Source organism: Halomonas sp. HL-93 (assembly GCF_900086985.1).
Lineage (GTDB): Bacteria > Pseudomonadota > Gammaproteobacteria > Pseudomonadales > Halomonadaceae > Vreelandella.
Window position 1 is genome coordinate 266,395 of sequence record NZ_LT593974.1, and the last position, 18,546, is coordinate 284,940.

Annotated in this window: 17 protein-coding genes; 15 read left to right on the plus strand and 2 right to left on the minus strand. The window is 55.6% G+C overall.

Translation table 11 applies throughout. From position 1 onward, the window contains the following. The first annotated feature begins 2 nt into the window (after positions 1–2). The 4 genes from pcaF (at position 3) to GA0071314_RS01220 (ending at position 4,732) form a co-directional block, all read left to right on the plus strand. Positions 3–1,217, plus strand: coding sequence for a 3-oxoadipyl-CoA thiolase (gene pcaF, locus GA0071314_RS01205; RefSeq protein WP_074394934.1), 1,215 nt, complete (start codon positions 3–5; stop codon positions 1,215–1,217). A gap of 242 nt (positions 1,218–1,459) precedes the next feature. Then, positions 1,460–1,963, plus strand: coding sequence for a tripartite tricarboxylate transporter TctB family protein (locus GA0071314_RS01210; protein WP_074394935.1), 504 nt, complete (start codon positions 1,460–1,462; stop codon positions 1,961–1,963). A 9-nt stretch (positions 1,964–1,972) separates the two neighbouring features. After that, a complete protein-coding gene (locus tag GA0071314_RS01215) occupies positions 1,973–3,469 on the plus strand; it encodes a tripartite tricarboxylate transporter permease (RefSeq protein ID WP_074394936.1) in 1,497 nt (498 codons plus the stop codon). 48 nt (positions 3,470–3,517) lie between these two features. Beyond that, complete coding sequence (locus GA0071314_RS01220; protein ID WP_082934170.1) at positions 3,518–4,732, plus strand: MFS transporter; 1,215 nt, start codon at positions 3,518–3,520, stop codon at positions 4,730–4,732. 7 nt (positions 4,733–4,739) lie between these two features. On the opposite strand, the gene GA0071314_RS01225 is transcribed toward GA0071314_RS01220, so the two are convergent. Continuing rightward, complete coding sequence (locus tag GA0071314_RS01225) at positions 4,740–5,639, minus strand: LysR substrate-binding domain-containing protein (RefSeq protein ID WP_074398376.1); 900 nt, start codon at positions 5,637–5,639, stop codon at positions 4,740–4,742. Positions 5,640–6,100: 461 nt separating this feature from the next. On the opposite strand from GA0071314_RS01225, the gene GA0071314_RS01230 reads away from it, so the two are divergent. The 10 genes from GA0071314_RS01230 to GA0071314_RS01275 all read left to right on the plus strand — a co-directional run bounded on the left by GA0071314_RS01230 (position 6,101) and on the right by GA0071314_RS01275 (position 16,538). Then, the gene (locus GA0071314_RS01230; RefSeq protein ID WP_074394937.1) at positions 6,101–6,754 is read left to right on the plus strand and encodes a DUF1826 domain-containing protein; all 654 of its coding nucleotides are present in this window, start codon (positions 6,101–6,103) and stop codon (positions 6,752–6,754) included. Between the two features lie 152 nt (positions 6,755–6,906). Next, a complete protein-coding gene (gene cysS, locus GA0071314_RS01235) occupies positions 6,907–8,343 on the plus strand; it encodes a cysteine--tRNA ligase (protein WP_074394938.1) in 1,437 nt (478 codons plus the stop codon). A gap of 15 nt (positions 8,344–8,358) precedes the next feature. Then, positions 8,359–9,480: an NAD(P)/FAD-dependent oxidoreductase gene (locus GA0071314_RS01240; RefSeq protein WP_074394939.1), complete on the plus strand. Its 1,122-nt coding sequence runs from the start codon at positions 8,359–8,361 to the stop codon at positions 9,478–9,480. Continuing rightward, positions 9,474–10,487, plus strand: coding sequence for an arsenic resistance protein (locus GA0071314_RS01245; RefSeq protein WP_074394940.1), 1,014 nt, complete (start codon positions 9,474–9,476; stop codon positions 10,485–10,487). The genes GA0071314_RS01240 and GA0071314_RS01245 overlap by 7 nt, the downstream gene beginning before the upstream one ends. A 16-nt stretch (positions 10,488–10,503) precedes the next feature. After that, positions 10,504–12,510: a threonine--tRNA ligase gene (gene thrS, locus GA0071314_RS01250; RefSeq protein WP_074394941.1), complete on the plus strand. Its 2,007-nt coding sequence runs from the start codon at positions 10,504–10,506 to the stop codon at positions 12,508–12,510. Between the two features lie 141 nt (positions 12,511–12,651). Further along, a complete protein-coding gene (gene dksA, locus GA0071314_RS01255) occupies positions 12,652–13,041 on the plus strand; it encodes an RNA polymerase-binding protein DksA (RefSeq protein WP_231896573.1) in 390 nt (129 codons plus the stop codon). Positions 13,042–13,047: 6 nt separating this feature from the next. Further along, positions 13,048–14,139: a CobW family GTP-binding protein gene (locus GA0071314_RS01260; RefSeq protein ID WP_074394943.1), complete on the plus strand. Its 1,092-nt coding sequence runs from the start codon at positions 13,048–13,050 to the stop codon at positions 14,137–14,139. Then, a complete protein-coding gene (folE2, locus tag GA0071314_RS01265; protein WP_074394944.1) occupies positions 14,136–15,026 on the plus strand; it encodes a GTP cyclohydrolase FolE2 in 891 nt (296 codons plus the stop codon). The genes GA0071314_RS01260 and folE2 overlap by 4 nt, the downstream gene beginning before the upstream one ends. A 211-nt stretch (positions 15,027–15,237) precedes the next feature. Then, positions 15,238–15,702: a DUF2243 domain-containing protein gene (locus tag GA0071314_RS01270; protein ID WP_074394945.1), complete on the plus strand. Its 465-nt coding sequence runs from the start codon at positions 15,238–15,240 to the stop codon at positions 15,700–15,702. Further along, positions 15,699–16,538: a cytochrome c oxidase assembly protein gene (locus GA0071314_RS01275; RefSeq protein WP_231896494.1), complete on the plus strand. Its 840-nt coding sequence runs from the start codon at positions 15,699–15,701 to the stop codon at positions 16,536–16,538. The genes GA0071314_RS01270 and GA0071314_RS01275 overlap by 4 nt, the downstream gene beginning before the upstream one ends. On the opposite strand, the gene speB is transcribed toward GA0071314_RS01275, so the two are convergent. After that, positions 16,482–17,393: an agmatinase gene (gene speB / locus GA0071314_RS01280; RefSeq protein WP_074394946.1), complete on the minus strand. Its 912-nt coding sequence runs from the start codon at positions 17,391–17,393 to the stop codon at positions 16,482–16,484. The two genes, GA0071314_RS01275 and speB, sit on opposite strands and share 57 nt — an antisense overlap. A 135-nt stretch (positions 17,394–17,528) precedes the next feature. On the opposite strand from speB, the gene GA0071314_RS01285 reads away from it, so the two are divergent. Further along, the gene (locus tag GA0071314_RS01285; protein WP_074394947.1) at positions 17,529–18,473 is read left to right on the plus strand and encodes a LysR family transcriptional regulator; all 945 of its coding nucleotides are present in this window, start codon (positions 17,529–17,531) and stop codon (positions 18,471–18,473) included. Positions 18,474–18,546 lie beyond the last annotated feature (73 nt).

An 18,546-nucleotide genomic window follows, 5' to 3' on the forward strand; every position in this document is an offset into this window, starting at 1 on the left:
TCATGACCGATGCATTGATTTGCGATGCGGTTCGTACCCCATTTGGGCGTTTTAACGGCGCACTATCTTCCATTCGAGCCGATGATTTAGGAGCCTTACCCATCCAAGCGTTAATGGACCGCCATGAACAACTGGAGTGGGACAAAATTGATGAAGTGATTTTTGGCTGTGCCAACCAAGCGGGGGAAGATAACCGCAACGTGGCGCGTATGTCGGCGCTGTTAGCAGGACTTCCGACAAGTGTGCCGGGCGTTACGCTTAACCGACTATGCGGCTCTGGCCTGGATGCGGTGGGTAGTGCTGCCCGAGCCTTGCGCTGTGGAGAAGCGCAGTTAATGATTGCGGGTGGCGTTGAAAGCATGAGCCGTTCACCGTATGTCATGGGTAAAGCCGATAAGCCCTTTTCTCGTGCTCAGAAACTGGAGGACACGACCATCGGTTGGCGGTTGATCAACCCTAAGATGAAAGCCGCACATGGCGTCGATGCCTTACCTCAGACGGCTGAGAATGTGGCCGAGGAAGAAGGGGTTTCACGCAGTGATCAGGATGCCTTTGCGCTACGCAGTCAACAGCGCTGGCAGGCTGCTCAGGAAGCGGGTTTCTTTGCTAAAGAAATCATACCTGTGACCGTTTCGCAACGGCGTCAGTCAGATATCATTGTGGAAACGGATGAGCACCCGCGCCCTGAAACAACCTTGAAAGTGTTAAACGACCTGCGTGGCGTCGTAAAAGAGGACGGCACTGTAACTGCTGGCAACGCTTCAGGAATTAACGATGGTGCCTGCGCCTTGCTGTTGGCTAACCCACAAGCAGTAAAACGTTTTGGATTAAGTCCTCGCGCGCGAGTTGTGGCCATGGCCACGGCGGGGGTTGCCCCCAAGGTTATGGGAATGGGCCCCGTGCCTGCCGTGGAGAAAATCTTGCGGATTTCAGGCTTGAGTCTGGAAAAAATGGATGTCATTGAGCTGAATGAGGCATTTGCGGCTCAAGCGTTGGCCGTATGCCGCCGTCTGGGTATAGCAGACGACGACCCTAGAGTTAACCCCAACGGAGGCGCTATTGCGCTTGGCCACCCCTTAGGTGCCTCGGGAGCAAGGTTGGTAACAACGGCGTTGAATCAACTGGAAAACATAGAGGGCCGCTATGCACTCTGTACCATGTGTGTAGGGGTCGGGCAGGGAATTGCGCTAATTGTTGAACGGTTAAGAGGCGGATAAAAATATCTACTGATTTTATCGCTCTTTAGTCATGTCGATTATCCTTTAGTGGTATTTCAGCCTAATGTTAGCGGTGGCCAAGCCTGATAAATGGTCAGTTTTCCTTTTGGCCACCCTGCGCCATGATTAATTGAGACACAGCACTTAGCAATGCCGTGCTGAGTAATACAGTGTTAATAAAAATAAGTATGGTGGCGCTTTTTACTACGCCAATTATTAACTATAAAAACTGGAGTTTGCCAATGCGAAATGATATCCCAGATGCTCCTTTAAGCGAAGGTAAGCATGAGGAACTCAACATAAGAAAAAAGTGGCTAGAACAGGCGGTTTATCTTTTACTATTAGTTGCGACTGCTTTCTACGTAAGAGAAGCCCACAATCTACCCAATTACGGCGACGCTGGTTATGTGGGGGCCAGCGGCTTTCCGTTATTAGTTTCATTACTAATCGGTGTTTCTATCGTTTTGTTAATGATTATTAATATATTGAGTAAGCCAAAAAAAGAAAGTGAGCTTACTATTGGGATAAGACGACCTTTTCAAGTGATGCTGGCCGTTATGGTGATGACCACCTCCGTGTTCCTGCTTGAATGGACTGGGCTGATTGTGGCGATTATGTTTCTCGCTTTTTTAATAATGAAAGTCGGAGGGGAAACACGTTACTCACTATTGCTCACGTTGCCACCGTTGTTGTCTCTTGGTATTTATGCCGTTTTTGTACTTTTGCTTGGCGTCTATTTCGATTGAGGTTGAAAAATGCTTGATAATCTTTTAATAGGGCTGAATGCTTTTGCAGACCCAATGGTGCTTTTAGGGTTGGTTGCGGGGGCTTTTATTGGCTATTTAATTGGTGCTATTCCCGGATTGGGGCCAAGTTTGGGAATCGCCTTGATGATCCCTTTTACTTACAATATGGATCCAATTGTCTCTATCGTCATGCTAGTTGCGCTATTTGCCGCTGCTGAGTACGGCGGAGCTATTTCAGGCATATTGCTAAATTCTCCAGGCACTGCTGCAGCGGTGGCAACAGCCTGGGATGGCTACCCCCTTACCAAGCAGGGTAAAGCCGGTATTGCGCTGAACATCTCGATTATTTCATCGGGGATCGGCATTTTTGTCAGTACCATAATGCTGTTTTTAACCGCCGTGCCGCTCTCAGAGTATGCGTTGAACTTTGGGCCTTCGGCCTACTTTGCGCTCGCTCTGTTGGGGTTGAGTCTGGTGTCGAGCTTTTCCTCAGGTTCATTGCTAAAAGGTGCCCTGGCGATGGGTATTGGTCTTGCATTGGCCACTATCGGTTTGGATGATCAAACTGGCGTTCCGCGTTTTAGCTACCATCCAGATTTTTTTGAAGGGCTGCCGCTAGTGCCTGTGCTACTTGGTTTGTTTGCCCTTTCAGAAGTGCTTTTCATGATTGAGGCGGGAGCAAGCCATAAAGTCAAAAACCAACCCATGAGCGGAATTTTAGAGGTGCCCTTTAAAACCTTTTATAAGATGAAATATCTGTTTTTACGTAGCTCATTAATCGGCTATTTTGTTGGCGTAATTCCTGGTGCAGGGGCCTCAATTGGCTCTTTCATCTCCTATGCGGTCGCTAAGCGTTTTTCAAAGCAGCCTGAGTTGTTTGGCAAGGGCAGCTATGAGGGGATAGCGGCTTCTGAAACAGCCAATAATGCTTCGGTTTCAGGTTCCTTGTCGCCGTTGCTAGCGTTGGGGATTCCGGGCTCCGCTACCACGGCCATTATGATCGGCGCCTTGATGATCCATGGGGTACAACCAGGTCCATTGCTTTTCACTACGGATCCTGAAATTCCTTATACTGTTTTTGTTTCGCTCTGGTTCAGTGTGCCTATCATGGTCTTTATTGGTCTAGCAGGTGCGCGGTTTTGGGCGAAAGTGGCGGACATTCCCCGTCCGGCGATTGCGGCTATTGTGGCATCGATTAGTTTAATCGGCGCTTATGCATCAACGAGCTCAATGTTCCCGGTCTATGTGACGCTAACGTTTGGGGTGGTTGGCTATGTGCTGCGTAAAGCTAATATTCCTTTGGCGCCTATCATCCTGGCACTGGTATTGGGCGAAATGTTGGAAACGAACTTGCGCCGTGCGCTTTCGGTATCCAACGGTGATGTGACCACCTTTATTACCAATCCTCTCAGTGGGACGCTACTGCTCATTGCAGTTCTCTCCTTTTTACTCCCTGCCTTTGGTATGTTTCGCAAAAAAGTAAAAGGGTATCGGCGCGCTAACTAATAAAATGTCCTAGAAAGTAGATGCGATTGACAAGGAGGTCGGCGTGCCATGCAAGAAGAAGGCGAACAACAAGAAGATATGCATCAAAGAGGGGTAAGAAAAGCCTTTACCTGTATTTGTTTAAGCTTAGGCACCGCCTTTCTGGTACAAACCATGTTGCTGGTGGCGGTGCCGCTGGCGGGCATTGAGCTAGGTGCAACGCCGTTAATACTGGGCTTGATCGTTAGTGCTCCCTATGTCTTGCCGCTGTTGCTGGCATTGCCCTTTGGCTCGCTTGTTGCGAGATTAGGTAGCCCCCGTACGCTTCAGATGGGCGCGGTGTCTATGATCACCGGGACCGGTTTATTGGTTTTGGTGCCTGGTTTTTGGGGGTTGATCACGGGGCAGATGGTGATTGGTTTGGCGCAGCTGATGATGATTATCTCAGCCCAAACAGCGATCACTTATCTAGGGCAGGGTACAGCACTGGAAAAATACTTTGGCTGGTACACCACCTATTTATCGATTGGTCAGATGCTGGGGCCGCTATTGGCGGGCTGGATTATCGATTATCGAGGTGGCCCCAGTGCCGCCTTCTATGGCGCTTTTTTATTCTCTTTAATGTCGCTGGTGTCGTTGTTGATGGCTAATCAGCGTTCATCAAAAGGGAGGCAACCTCGTGACGGCTTGCTGGTCAGCGTAGGGCAGCAATGGCAACTACTGAAAACCTCTCTAGGCGTAAAGTTATCGCTGATTATTTCCCTTGCTGCGATGCTGGCATTGGGCGCCCACGGCAGCTACTTTCCTGTTTATCTTGAAAGTTTGGCGCTTTCAGGCACCACGATTGGGCTATTAGTCAGCCTGCGTGCACTTGCTTCCATGGCCATCAGGCCGTTTACCAGTACGATTGTCGGCCTGCTTCGTGGTCGATATGCCACCATGTCGCTCACTCTGCTATTCATGGCGCTGGGTTTAATGCTGGTAGGTGTCACGGGCAATGTCTATTGGCTATGTCTGTTTTCAATTCTGGTGGGGCTGGGGGTAGGGCTTTCTCAGCCACTCTCTATGGTGGTCATCGCAGAATCGGTGCCGGAACGTCAGCGCGCCCATGCCTTGGCGGTTCGTTTGATGGCTAACAGGGCCATGCAGTTTGTCGCGCCGCTATTATTGGGGATTATTACCCAGCTTGGCGGCTTTACGCTGGCGTATTTTGCCTGCGGGGTACTGCTGCTGTTGCATTGGCTGCTGTTTCAACGGCTGAGAAGACAACACGCTATTCAATAATACCCAGTTATTCGGATTGGCCTAAGGGGTGGCCGATCAGCGCCTTCATCCACTCAAGAAACTTAATCAGTGCATCCGATGGGCGGGCATCTTTCGGCCATGTCAGGTAGTAGGCTTCGCCTGTACGGCAAACCGTGTCTGACAAGGCGACAAAATTTCCTTCCTGTAGCTGGCGTTCGACAAACACTTTAATCGCGATGGCGCAGCCAATATTCATCGACGCCGCTTCATAAGCTAACGCCGAGTTATCGAATTTCATGCCAGCGTCTGGATCAATGCCATCTAAACCGCTTTTCGCCAGCCATGTCTTCCAGTCATCTGGGCGAGCCATGGAGTGCAACAGGCGTACCTTGGCAACCTCGTCTTTAGCAAGGTCTTCGCTTTTCCATAAAGCCGCTGACACAATCGGGATCAGCTCTATGTCCACCAGTTTCTCAGCATGAAGCCCTGGCCAGTCTCCATGCCCGGAGCGGATCGCAGCATCAACGCCTTGGGTCTGAAAATCAACGGGCTTTAAAGAAGAAGAAAGCTTGACCTCAAGTAGCGGGTTTTTAGCGTGAAAATCAGCCAGTCTGGGGATTAGCCAGCGTTGCGAAAAAGTTGTGTAGGACTGGATAGAAAGCACATCGCGCTGATTTTTACGTGACACTTTGCGAGACGCGTTTTCAAGTTCGCGGAAGGCATTTTTAACACCCGCGTAAAGCTCCGCGCCCTCCTGGGTAAGCTCAATCCCACGATGCAGTCGGGTGAACAATGCTACGCCAAGATAATCTTCCAGCACCTTGACTTGGCGACTAACCGCTACCTGGGATACATGCAGTTCATCTGCCGCACGAGTTAGGCTGCGAAGACGGGCGGCTACCTCAAACGCTCTTAGCGGATTGAGGGGGAGTAGTGATTGACTCATAAGGTTACCAACGGTGCCGCTGACAGCTGAGGTGTGGGTGAGTGCTGCTGCATAACAATACATTAACACTCTGATAGTAACCCAATGGCTAGTGTGAATCGAGGCTGGCGAGGGGGCTTTGCTGACGTACGTAACGTCTGCCGAGTGGTTAAAGGTGACACCCTGCTTTGGCCGGTCATCGACGGTTAGCTCGAATACATCAGGACGGGAGTAGTGCTTGATTACATCAACGTTGTAGCTCGTCTGAACGAGCTGGGTTGAAAATCACCGAAAGAGGCAGTTAATAAACGTAACCGTGAATCGAAATTGTCACGCACCTAAATGATATGTTATATCATAGCTATTTTTTGAGAGTGAATGTTAACTATCCGATTTGCTCCCCTTAGCGCTGGCGATTCTTACGCTCGCCGCTTCACAAGCTAATACCAGTTATTTTCTTAAGAACGTTTCAGGAGTCATTTATGTCTTCCCTACTGCCCGCCACTCAGTGGACGCTGCCAGACCATGCCGCCGGTGATAATGACATCAGCGTGTTGCCGCGCATCTTTGAAGACGCCATTAACATCGCGATCTTCCAGCGTCCTCTGCCTGCCGATATCGCCTTCAGCGCCCAGGCTCAGTGCCAAACGGATCGCGCCTGGCAATATAGCTGGCTTGGCCATCCTGATGAAGCCTTCTCCGCTGACCTGCTTCGCCACCTGCCCGCCCCGGAGGCGGCAACCCCGCTGGTTGAGGATATGGCGACGATTGCCGAAGCGGTCGCCTTTCTGTTCGATACCCAAACCGTCGGTATTCGCTTGCGCCTGCTTAATAGTGCCATGTGCCCGCGCTTTCACTGCGATAACCTCCCCGTGCGCATGGTAACTACCTATTTCGGCCCGGGCAGTGAATGGCTGCCAGAGTACGCCATTAACCGTGAAGGCCTGGGCGCGCCGCACCCTGACCGGCCCGATATCGCAACCGACACCGCCGCCATTCAACGCCTTTCACCGGGTGATATCGCATTAATCAAAGGAAGTGGTTGGGTTGGCTGCGAAGAGCGAGGCCTGGTGCATAGAAGCCCGGCGTTGGAAAACGGTAGCAAACGGCTGCTGATGAGTATTGATCCTGCTTAGGCATTGCCTGATTAGGGTTGTCCCCCGGTGTCAGGGTAGTTGTCGCCTGTGTGTTTCATAGGGCTAGCTAAGAGTTATGTTATAATGTAACAATAAAGGTTAAATGGTTTTTATGAATAGCTTGGCTAGCTTATTCCCACCGTGGAGACGACATGACGGCGCCAATTCGCCTCTATAACACGCTGACGCGCGCTAAAGATCCGCTTCGCACCGAACGCCCCGACCGGGTGACCCTGTATGTCTGCGGCCCTACGGTTTACAACTTCGCGCATATCGGCAATGCCCGCCCAGCGGTGGTGTTTGACGTCCTTGCGCGCCTGATGCGCCACGACTACCCAGAGGTGGTCTACGCGCGCAATTTTACCGATGTGGATGACAAGATTAATGCCGCCGCGGCAGAAGCCGGCGTGCCGATTGGGGTGATCACCGAACGCTATATTGAGGCCTACCATCAGGATATGCAGGCGCTGGACGTACTGCCGCCGGATATAGAGCCCCGGGTGACCGCGCATATCCCCGATATTGTTGATCTTATCGAAACGCTAATCACCCGCGGCCATGCTTATGTGGCCCAGGGACATGTGCTGTTTGATGTGGCTTCTTATCCTGCGTATGGGGCGCTGTCGGGTCGCCGCCCGGAGGATATGCTGGCCGGCGCCCGGGTCGAAGTCGCCCCTTACAAGCGTAACCCCCTGGACTTCGTGCTGTGGAAACCTTCAACGCCCGAAATGCCTAGCTGGCAGAGCCCCTGGGGTCGCGGACGCCCCGGCTGGCACGTGGAGTGCACGGCAATGATCGGTCAGCACTTGGGGCATACCCTCGATATTCACGGCGGCGGTCAGGATCTGATCTTTCCTCACCACGAGAACGAAATTGCCCAGGGCACCTGCGCCCATGGCGCCCTTTACTGCCATACCTGGGTGCACAACAGCTTTATCACCGTTGAAGGGCAGAAGATGTCCAAGTCCCTCGGCAACGTACTGTTGGTGCGTGATCTGCTCAGTCAGGCGCCCGGCGAAGCGATCCGCTTTGCGCTTCTGGCGACCCACTATCACCACCCGCTGGATTGGAATGCCCGGCGGTTGGCCCAGGCACGGCAAACCCTGGCGCGCTGGTACCGCCGCCTAGCCGCGGCCACTGGGGATGAGCAGGCTGAAGGGGAGCAGAATGAGTGGAAGAGCGTAGCGCCGGATGCCGAGGTGCTGGAAGCGCTGCGGGATGACCTCAATGTGCCCCGTGTTATCAGCCGTCTGCACGAGCTATCAAGCGCCATTGGCGATGCCGCCAATGAAGAAGATGCCCGGTTAGCCGCCCAACGGCTGCGTGCCTCTGCTGGCCTGGTCGGCTTGTTACAGCAACCGGCAGCAAGCGCCTTAAACGCCCTGCGGGAATTACCGGATCAGGCCTCGCCACCAAGGCTGCCCGCCAGCCGGGTGGAGGCGCTGGTGGCAGAACGCCACCAGGCCCGCCTGCAGCGCGATTTTGCCCAGGCAGATGCCTTGCGCCAGACCCTGGAAGCGGCCGGCGTTGTGATCCACGACACCCCACAGGGCACCCAGTGGCAGTTCGCCGACGAGGTGGTGGTATGAGCAAGGAGGCGCGTAATGCAACACTATGATGTGATTATCGTTGGGGCTGGCCCGGCCGGGGTAGGCTTGGCCACCCTGCTGGCAAAACTGCCCGATCTCGACTACACCCTGCTGGAAGGCGGGCGTATCGGTGAGTCGCTGCGCCGCTGGCCCGCACAAACGCGCTTGATCACCCCCTCTTTCTACAGCAACCCCTTCGGCCTGGCCGATCTCAACGCCGTGGATGCCTGGAGTTCGCCCGCCCTATATTGCGGTGTGGAGCACCCCAGCGGCGCCCAGTACGCCGACTACTTAAGCTTTATTGCCCAGCAGCACGCGTTACCTATCCTCGAAGGCTGGCAAGTGCAGCAGGTAGCGCCAGCGGCCGACGGCGGCTTTATCGTCAGCGGCGAACAGGGCGAGCTGCACACCCGCTTTCTGGTATGGGCCACCGGGGAGTATCAGTTTCCCGAGCTGGCGCCGTTCCCCGGGGCTAGTTGGTGCCCCCACTATGCCGAGGTGGAAAACTGGGCAGACTTTACCGCCCCCCGCTATACGGTGATCGGCGGCTACGAAAGTGGCGTCGATGCGGCAGTCAACCTGGTGCAGCTAGGGCGCTCGGTGCGTCTGCTGGTGCGCAAATCCTCCTGGGATCCCAGCAGCCCCCACGATCCCAGCCTGTCGCTGTCACCCTACACACGCAGTCGCCTGGATGAGGCGGTCAACACTGGGCGGCTGGAGATCGTCTTCGGTGCGGATATTGTCGAGGTCATGGCCAATGCGGACAGCGGTTTTAGTGTCCACGCCGCTGATGGCCGCCAGTGGGCCTGCGAGCAGCCCCCCATTCTGGGCACCGGCTTTCTCAGCGGCGGTGGCGCCACCCAGATCGATGCGCTGTGGGAGTGGGATGCGAAGGGGCAGGTCATGCTCACCGAGCTGGACGAATCCACCTTAACGCCAGGGCTGTTTTTAGTCGGCCCCCAGGTGCGCCACGACCCACAAATCTACTGCTTTATCTACAAGTTTCGCCAGCGTTTCAGCATGATCGCCACCTGTTTGGCCGAGCGCTTGGACATTGACGCCTGGGTGCTGGAAGAGGATAACCAGGTATGGGGCGCGTTCGGTAATCAAGAGTGCTGCGAGGATTGCCAATGTTAACCCTGTCCTCCCGCGACCGCTTACCCGCTGCCACGCTGACCTCCAGCCTGCTGGTGATCGCTATTATTATCGGCGCGCTACTCGGCCACTTCGCCCCCACCCGTGGGCAGTGGTTGGGCGATAACGTCGATGCCACGCTGCTTACCATGATTGGTCTGCTGTTCTTCAGCGTGCGTTTAGACGTGCTGGCCCGGCAGGCGAGTAATCTGCGCTTTATGGTTATCGCCATCACGGCTAACTTCATTGTCGTGCCTTTGATTGGCTATGGGGTGGCGTCGCTGTTTATGTCCGCGCACCCACTGCTGATGGTGGGGCTAGTGATCTACTTTATGTCGCCCTGCACCGACTGGTTTCTAGGCTTTACCCGCCTTTCCGGTGGCAATGTCGCCCTCGGCATGGCGCTGATACCGATTAATATGGCGCTACAGCTGCTGCTTTACCCGGTCTATTTGCAGTGGTTTACGCCGCATACGGGAACGGTTGATCCCCAGCTAATCGGCACCACCCTGCTGCACTGGTTTTTGCTGCCCGCGATTGCCGCCCTAACGCTGCACCACACGTTGCGTTTTATGCTTGGCGAGCAGCGTTTTGAGCAGTGCCTAACCTTTGCAGACCGCGCTACCCCCTGGGTGATTGCCTTGCTGGTGCTGCAGATATTCGCCGGTAATATCGCGGCGATCCTGGCGCACCGCTATGTGTTTGCCTGGCTGTTGCTGTCGGTGTTTGTGTTTTTTGTGCTGACGTTTGTGCTTAGCGAAGTGATCAGCCGCGGCTGCCGCCTGGCGTACCCCGAGCACGCGCTCCTCACCATGACCATCGCCGCCCGCAATGCGCCGCTGATGCTGGCGGTGACCATGACGGTACTGCCCGGCCAGCCGCTCATCTATGCCGCTCTGGTGATAGGCATGTTAGTGGAGTTCCCCCACTTAACGCTGCTGCGTCGCATCCTGCTGGCGCTCAGGCGTCGCCGGGCTCAAGCAAGCAGCGCCATTGATTCCCCCTCTTGATAACGAGTTTTACGCGATGACCTTGTCCACCTCAGACATGCCCACATTAGAACAGGCAGTCACTGTTACGCTGCCGGATGGCGCCAAACGCCACTTTGACCACCCGGTTAGCGTCGCCCAGGTGGCGCACGCCATTGGCCCGGGGCTTTCGAAACAGACGCTGGCCGGCAGGCTCGATGGTCGCCTGGTCGATGCCTGCGAGGTGATTGATCACGATGCCCAGCTGCAGATCATTACCCCCAAAGATGACGAAGGGCTAGCGATTATCCGCCACTCCTGCGCTCACCTGGTCGGTCATGCCGTCAAGCAGCTGTACCCCAGCGCCATGATGGTGATTGGCCCGGTGATTGACGATGGTTTCTACTACGATATCGCCTTTGAGCGCCCCTTTACCCCCAGCGACCTCGCCGCCATCGAAGCGCGCATGCATGAGCTGATCGCCCAGGAGTATGAGGTGGTAAAGCGCATGACCCCGCGGGATGAGGCGGCCGAGCTATTTAAGGCGCGCGGTGAGACCTACAAGCAGCGCCTAATCGAAGAGATGCCCGAGGAGGTCACTAGCGTAGGGCTGTATATCCACCAAGAGTATGTGGATATGTGCCGTGGCCCCCACGTGCCCAATACCCGCTTTCTCAAGGCGTTCAAACTGACCAAGCTGGCCGGTGCCTACTGGCGGGGCGATGCCAACAACGAGCAGCTACAGCGCATCTACGGCACCGCCTGGGCGGATAAAAAGCAGCTCAAGGCCTATCTGCAGCACCTTGAAGAGGCGGAAAAGCGTGACCACCGACGTTTGGGTCGCGGCCTGGATCTGTTTCACTTTCAGGAAGATGCGCCAGGCGCGGTGTTCTGGCACCCACGGGGCTGGGCCGTGTTCCAGGAGTTGATCGCCTATATGCGCTGTCGCCAGCAAGCGGCGGGCTATGTGGAGGTTAACTCCCCCGATGTGATGGATCGTAGCCTGTGGGAAATCTCCGGCCACTGGCACAACTATCGCGAGCATATGTTCACCACCGAGACCGAGGATGGCCGCTCGCTGGCGCTCAAACCGATGAACTGCCCCGGCAGCGTGCTGCTCTACCGCCACGGTTTAAAGAGCTACCGCGACCTGCCCATTCGCATGGGCGAGTTTGGCAAGGTGCACCGCTACGAGCCCTCCGGCGCGCTCCATGGGTTGCTCCGGGTGCGCCACTTTACCCAGGACGACGCCCATATCTACTGCACCCCCGGCCAGATGGATGCCGAGTGCCGGGATGTGGTGGCCCTGGTGCTGGATATCTACCGCCAGTTCGGCTTTGAGGATGTGCGCATCAAGCTCTCTACCCGGCCGGAAAACCGCATGGGCGACGATGCCAGCTGGGATTTGCTGGAAGGCGCGCTGGAGCAGTCATTGACGGGTATGGGCCTGGCCTATGAGCTCAACCCCGGTGAAGGGGCTTTCTACGGCCCTAAACTGGAGTTTGTGCTACGCGACGCCATTGGCCGCGACTGGCAGTGCGGAACGCTTCAGGTGGATATGAACCTGCCCGAGCGTTTTGGCCTTGAGTATGTGGATGAAGATGGCAAGCGCAAGCGCCCCGTGATGCTGCACCGGGCGCTGTTTGGCTCACTTGAGCGCTTTATTGGCATTCTTATTGAGCACTATGCGGGTAAGCTCCCGGCCTGGCTGGCGCCGGTGCAGGCGGTGGTGCTGTCGATCACCGACGAACATACTGCCTATGCCCAGGAGGTGGCGCAGCTCCTCAACGGGGCAGGCGTGCGCACCGAGGTGGATGTGCGCAACGAGAAGATCGGTTACAAAATCCGTGAGCAAACCCTGCAGCGCATCCCCTTTTTACTGGTGGCGGGCGCCAAGGAGCGTGACGCGGGCAGTATTGCTCTACGTACTCGTGAGGGTGAAGACATGGGCGTACTCCCCATTCAGCAAGCGGTAACGTTTCTGTTAGACAAAGTTCAAATGCCGGATGCCCCTGAAAATCGTGCTGCCCAGCAGCGCCTGCTTGAACGGTTGACCGCTGTTTAGCATGACAGGCGACATCGCTAATTTTTATTTTACGTTATAACGTTTACTTCAGGGCGAGATTAATCTATGCACGACCAAGGCATAAAAGCCAAAGAACAGCGTGTTGCTGCTGATAAAACGTGGGCAGAGAAGCTACTGGCGATGCCTGCCAGTGACTATATGAACGCCGAGCAGTTGGCATTTTTCCGCCAGCGGCTGCTCGACGAGCGTGCCGAAATAGAGGCGCACTTAAAGGAGATGAAGGACGTTATCGCCTCCCACGAGCGCGATAGCGACGAATCGGATCAAGCTTCTTTTGAGGAGGAACTGCGCCTGGCCTTGAGGCAAGCGGATCGCGAGAGCCGCTTGCTCAACAACATTGAGTCAGCCTTAAAGCGCATTGAGAACGGCGACTATGGCTACTGCGAAGAGACCGGCGAGCCTATTGGCCTAGCCCGGCTAATGTTTAGGCCCACTGCGAAGCTCTGTATTGAGGCGAAAGAGCGCCAGGAACAACAGGAACACCATTATCGCAAAGCACGCTGGGAGTAGGGTGTTATGCAGGAACCGTCATTAATACCGGTCAACCTACTGACCGGCTTCTTAGGCAGCGGCAAAACCACACTGCTCAATCGCTGGGTTCACCAAACCTCCATGCACAACACCCTGGTGGTGATCAATGAGTTTGGTGCCATCGGGTTGGATCATCAACTGATCACCCAAAGCGATGAGCAGGCGGTGATCGAAATGAGTAGCGGCTGCTTATGCTGCACGCTACGTGGGGATTTGAGCCGAACCCTGCAACAAGCGCTTGAAGACCTGGAAGCACAAGATAAACCCTTGCCTGCTCGGGTGGTGATTGAGACCACAGGGCTGGCGGAGCCTACGTCTTTGCTGCAACTGTTGATGACGGATCACTGGCTGGCGCACCGCTTTAAGCTGGATAGCGTGGTGTGCTGCGTGGATGCGGCCAATGGTATGGCAACGCTTAACGCCCACCAGGAGTCGCAACAGCAAATCGCGGTAGCCGATAAGTTATTAATCACCAAAACCGACCTGGCGAGCGAAGACGGCGTTTCCCAGTTAGCAAATCAGCTGGCTAAGTTGAACCCCGCAGCGGAGCAATGGCAGGTGATCAACGGCGAACTCTCGGCAGATTTGCTGGTGGGGGCGGGGGTGCATGGTGGCGACACCAAGGGGTTCCAGGTGGATCGATGGCTCAAAGCCGATAGCTACGCCTTGCATCAGGCCGATACTCGTCCAGCCGCTTTTTCTGCTCCGCTGAAGAATTCGCCATTGAGCCCACATAAGCCCGATGTGCTTTCCCATCACGGCGCTAACATTAATGCCTTCTGTTTTAGTGTGAGCGAGCTTATTGAGCCTGCGGCCCTGGAGGGGTGGCTAGACATTTTGATGTCGTTAATGGGCGACAAAATGCTGCGCATTAAAGCTATTGTGCACCTCACTGATCGGGATACACCGCTAGCGCTACATGGCGTGCAGCATATTTTTCATCCGCCTGCGCCCCTGCCAGCCAACAGTGTGAGCGACCGGGTATCACGCTTTGTGTTTATTACCCAAAACGTTGCGCCCGAAAGCGTGGCCGAGCTCTACAACTTTTTCCACTCCTCCCAAGAGGTAGCCCAATGACCGTTTTAACCTTACCCGATGTCGCAAGCCAAACCACCCGCTTAACGAGCACACTGACGTGGGTAGGGATGGAGGGCATTGCGCTACCTATCCGGCTAGGGGTGAGCGGTGTAAACGCCAAAATTGCGGCAGGGGTTAGCCTTGAGGATCCCGAGGCGCGGGGTATTCATATGTCGCGTCTCTACTTGGCGTTGCAGCCTTTAGAGGAAGCGCCGCTGACCCTCCCGGTGATAAAAGAGGTGTTGAAAACCTTTATCGCGAGTCAAGAAGGGCTCTCCCAGCACGCCTATCTTAGCGTCGAGGGTGAGCTGCTACTCAAGCGTGAAGCGCTGATCAGCCCATTGGCTGGGTGGAAAAGCTACCCTTTTACACTGCGCTGCCAGCTAACCCCTGAGGGTTTTCAAGCCGAGCTGGGGCTGACAGTGGGGTATTCGTCTACCTGCCCCTGCTCAGCGGCGTTGGCGCGGCAATTGGTTCAACAAGCCTTTGAGGAGGACTTTTCGGAAATACCGTTAACCCAGTCGGCGGTATCGGCATGGCTGGGGAGTGAAGAGGGTATATTAGCCACGCCCCACAGCCAGCGCAGCAGCGTCGAATGCCGTTTGCGCCTAGCTGAGGCGGATAACGATGAGCTGCCCATTGAGGGGTTGATCGACCATATCGAAAAGGCGCTAGGTACTGCACTGCAAACCGCCGTGAAGCGCATTGACGAGCAGGCGTTTGCCCTCGCCAACGGGCAAAACCTGATGTTCTGCGAAGACGCGGCAAGGCGTGTAGATAAGGCCCTGCGGCAATCACCGGGGGTCACCGGGTTTCAGCTCAAGGTGGTGCATGCTGAAAGCCTGCACGCCCACAATGCAGTGGCGTGCAGCGAGTGGAATTGGTGAACGTGCATGGGCTTGCTTGGCGCACGGGCGGCTGAACGATTGTTGGCCTTCCGTGCAGCGCTTGTTGAGGATCAATAACGAAACGCACCCAGGAAGCCACTAGCCATTGTCCTCCAACATGGCACCAACCAATTTCTCAGGCGGCATTTTTTGCGTTTGGCATATCGCTTACCTAGTCTGAAGAAGAATATTCAACAGCAGGGATGCGGCAATGAATGTTTCCAACTTCTTTTCACAATCAGATGCTCGCCGTTCGCTATGGGCCGCCGCGCTAGCAGGTGCGGGCATTATGGCGGGTGTTGACGAAATCGTCTTTCACCAGTTGCTTCAGTGGCATCATTTTTTCGACCGCTCGACCCCCATGATAGGCATCGTCTCGGATGGCTTATTACATGCAGCCGAGCTGCTGGCCATTGTGATAGGTGTCATTTTATTAATCGATCTCTCCCAACGAAAGCGCCTGGCCAAGGCGTGGGCCTGGTCCGGGTTCTTTTTAGGCATGGGGGGCTTTCAGCTGTTTGATGGCATTGTTAGCCATAAGATTTTGCGCATTCACCAAATCCGCTACGGGGTGGACCCGCTGCTCTATGACCTTACCTGGAACGCCGCCGCCGTGGTGCTATTGCTGATCGGTGGGTGGCTCTATCATCGCGCCAAGCGCAGGAACCCCGTATGAACATGCCGGCCCCGGCAGACGTGGGCTGGCTTTTAGCGTGGGCGCCGCTAATTGTCGTCGTGCTGTTGACGTGGGGGTACTTGGCAGCTGCCTATGCGCAGCGTTCTACGGCAGCGGGGTGGAGCGGCTGGCGTTGCGGCTTTTTCATCATAGGAAGTCTGCTGTTGGCGATTGCCCTGATGCCTCCGATGATGGACTGGGCTCACCACGACTTGCGTGGCCATATGGCAGCACACTTGTTGATTGGCATGGTGGCCCCTCTGGCGTGGGTGTTGGCGGCGCCTGTGTCGTTATTGCTGCGCAGCCTGCCGCAAGCGGGAGGGCGCAGGCTTGTTGACGTATTGCATAGCAGGCCATTGCAGGTGGTGACGCATCCAGTAAGCGCGCTGTTCCTCAATATCGGCGGTATGTACGCCCTCTATTTAACGCCGCTTTATGCCGCCTCGTTACATAGTCCGTTGCTGCACTATTGGCTGCACGTGCATTTTTTGCTGGCGGGGTATCTATTCTGCTGGGCTATCCTGGCAGGGCCAGATGTCTCACCCCACCGCTTGAGCCTTCGCTTTCGGTTGGTGGTGCTGTTTATATCCATCGCCGCCCATAGCCTGTTAGGTAAGCTGATGTACGGCTATGGCTGGCCACGGGGAACCGCTCATGGGCAAGAAAACATTCAGGCCGCCGCGCAGTGGATGTATTACGGCGGCGACCTGGCAGAAATGCTACTGGCAATGGTGCTGTTGAGCGTTTGGTTACGTCAATCACCCAGGCATCGTGAGAGGTTATTGGCCAGCGACTCGCTTAGAAGCCGCCAGCACATACAAAAACTCAAGCCCTAGCGTTGCAGCGGCAAGCGAGGTGATCTCGCCGTGGTCGTAGGCGGGGTTCACTTCCACCACATCCATTCCTATCAAGTCCATACCCACCATGCCGCGAATCACTTTCAGCATAAAATCGGTCGACATGCCGCCGCAGACCGGCGTGCCCGTACCGGGCGCATAGGCGGGGTCAAGGCCGTCGATGTCCAGGCTCACGTAGACCGGGTGGTGGCCCACGCGAGCGCGAATGCGCTCCAGCACTGCCGCGGCACCGTGTTCGTTGACCCAGTCAGCCTCTAGCACCTCAAAAGGATGGTTGTGGCGGTCGTAGCTTGTGCGTATGCCAATTTGCAGCGAGTGCTCAGGCACCAGCAGGCCTTCTTTTAAGGCATGGTGGAAAATGGTGCCGTGGTCAAAGCGCGTGCCGTGCTCGTAGGTATCGGTATGGGCATCAAGGTGTATTAGGGCCAGCGGGCCATGTTCACGGGCATGCGCGCGTAGCAGCGGCAGGGTGATGTAGTGGTCACCGCCCAGCGTCAGCATCTTTTTGCCCGCCTTTAGCCAGCGCATGGCGTGGGTTTCCAGGTTATCGACCAGGCTTTCGGGCTCGCCATAGGCGTAGTCAACGTTACCTGCATCGCACACGTTTAAGCGTTCTGGCAGAGCGAAATCCCACGGCCAGCGTTTGCCTTCCCAAATCAGGTTGGCGGTACTTTGGCGAATCGCGTTCGGCCCCATGCGGGTGCCCGACCGGCCCGAGCAGGCAAGGTCAAACGGCACGCCGCTAACCACTACCTCTGCATCGGTGGCCTGCGGGTCGGTGGCCTTGGGGACACCCATAAAGGTCGAGATAACGTCACCGAACAAGCTTGGCATCAAGGGCGATGGGTTCACCGAAAGCGTCTCCTAAGCGATTAACTAACCAACAGGCGCTGACAATAACGGAGTGTTCGTAATCGATGAAATGAATGTTTAGAATGAAACCATTCTTTGTATGAATAGCGAGCTACAATGCGCACGCTTCGCCACTTTGACCTTAATCTGCTGTTGGTGTTTGAGACGCTGATGCGTGAGCGTCATGTCACGCGGGCGGCAGAAAAGCTACATTTAAGCCAGCCAGCCATCAGCCACGCGTTGAAGCGGCTACGCGAGGCACTGGACGACCCGCTGCTGGTGCGCACTGAAAACGGCTTACAGCCAACGCCCAGGGCGCAGGCGCTTTTGCCGGTGGTGCAACAGGCACTTGCCGCGCTGCAGAAAGGTTTGGCACCGCCTGCAATCTTCTCACCAAGCGCCACTACCCGGCGCTTTACCCTGGCTACCACCGATTATTTTGAAGAGGTCATGTACCCGGAATTTCTTCGCCAACTGCTTAACATCGCCCCAGGGGTTCGCTTTGCCATCGAGCTGATTACTCCTGAGGTGATTAGCGATGCCTTGGAGCAGCGTCAAGTGGATATGGTGGTTGGGTTGGATAGCCAGCACAGCTTGCCCAGCGGGGTGATACAAACGCCGTGGATGAAAGAAGCGCTGGTATGCCTGGCGGCTACCCATAACGACCGCGTCGGCGATACGCTGGCGTTGGAGCAGTTTGCCCGCCAGCCCCATGTGGAGCTCGCGGATATTAGTGGAATGCTGCCGAGCAATATCGACAGCTGTCTGGCGCGGCATGGCTTACAGCGGCGCGTGATGTCCAAAAACCTGAACTACATTGCCGGTGCCAGGGTGGTGGCGCTGACGGATGCCATTATGACGCTGCCGCGCCAAATGGCCGAGCGCTTTAGTGCTATGCTGCCGGTTCGATTGGTTTCGCCGCCAAGCGAGTTACCCGCGTTGAACATGACGCTGATCCAGCACGGGCTATATGCTAACGACCCTGACATTGTATGGTTAGAGCAGCAGTTGGTCGCGTTTGCCGAGACGTTTACTCAGGCAACGGTTGAATCAAAGGTTTAATCGTCGCGGGTGGTTTCGCCTTAAGATTTACATGTGTCCGAGCGTTAGGCGGTGACGCCCGCCCTATGAATTG

Excerpts from the sequence above, each read along its gene's own strand:
- GA0071314_RS01225 (WP_074398376.1), bottom strand. The coding sequence starts at position 5,639 with ATGAGTCAATCACTACTCCCCCTCAATCCGCTAAGAGCGTTTGAGGTA.
- cysS (WP_074394938.1), top strand. The coding sequence starts at position 6,907 with ATGACGGCGCCAATTCGCCTCTATAACACGCTGACGCGCGCTAAAGAT.
- GA0071314_RS01245 (WP_074394940.1), top strand. The coding sequence starts at position 9,474 with ATGTTAACCCTGTCCTCCCGCGACCGCTTACCCGCTGCCACGCTGACC.
- GA0071314_RS01215 (WP_074394936.1), top strand. The coding sequence starts at position 1,973 with ATGCTTGATAATCTTTTAATAGGGCTGAATGCTTTTGCAGACCCAATG.
- GA0071314_RS01230 (WP_074394937.1), top strand. The coding sequence starts at position 6,101 with ATGTCTTCCCTACTGCCCGCCACTCAGTGGACGCTGCCAGACCATGCC.
- folE2 (WP_074394944.1), top strand. The coding sequence starts at position 14,136 with ATGACCGTTTTAACCTTACCCGATGTCGCAAGCCAAACCACCCGCTTA.
- speB (WP_074394946.1), bottom strand. The coding sequence starts at position 17,393 with ATGCCAAGCTTGTTCGGTGACGTTATCTCGACCTTTATGGGTGTCCCC.
- GA0071314_RS01210 (WP_074394935.1), top strand. The coding sequence starts at position 1,460 with ATGCGAAATGATATCCCAGATGCTCCTTTAAGCGAAGGTAAGCATGAG.
- GA0071314_RS01285 (WP_074394947.1), top strand. The coding sequence starts at position 17,529 with ATGCGCACGCTTCGCCACTTTGACCTTAATCTGCTGTTGGTGTTTGAG.
- GA0071314_RS01240 (WP_074394939.1), top strand. The coding sequence starts at position 8,359 with ATGCAACACTATGATGTGATTATCGTTGGGGCTGGCCCGGCCGGGGTA.
- GA0071314_RS01260 (WP_074394943.1), top strand. The coding sequence starts at position 13,048 with ATGCAGGAACCGTCATTAATACCGGTCAACCTACTGACCGGCTTCTTA.
- GA0071314_RS01270 (WP_074394945.1), top strand. The coding sequence starts at position 15,238 with ATGAATGTTTCCAACTTCTTTTCACAATCAGATGCTCGCCGTTCGCTA.
- dksA (WP_231896573.1), top strand. The coding sequence starts at position 12,652 with ATGCCTGCCAGTGACTATATGAACGCCGAGCAGTTGGCATTTTTCCGC.
- thrS (WP_074394941.1), top strand. The coding sequence starts at position 10,504 with ATGACCTTGTCCACCTCAGACATGCCCACATTAGAACAGGCAGTCACT.
- pcaF (WP_074394934.1), top strand. The coding sequence starts at position 3 with ATGACCGATGCATTGATTTGCGATGCGGTTCGTACCCCATTTGGGCGT.
- GA0071314_RS01275 (WP_231896494.1), top strand. The coding sequence starts at position 15,699 with ATGAACATGCCGGCCCCGGCAGACGTGGGCTGGCTTTTAGCGTGGGCG.
- GA0071314_RS01220 (WP_082934170.1), top strand. The coding sequence starts at position 3,518 with ATGCAAGAAGAAGGCGAACAACAAGAAGATATGCATCAAAGAGGGGTA.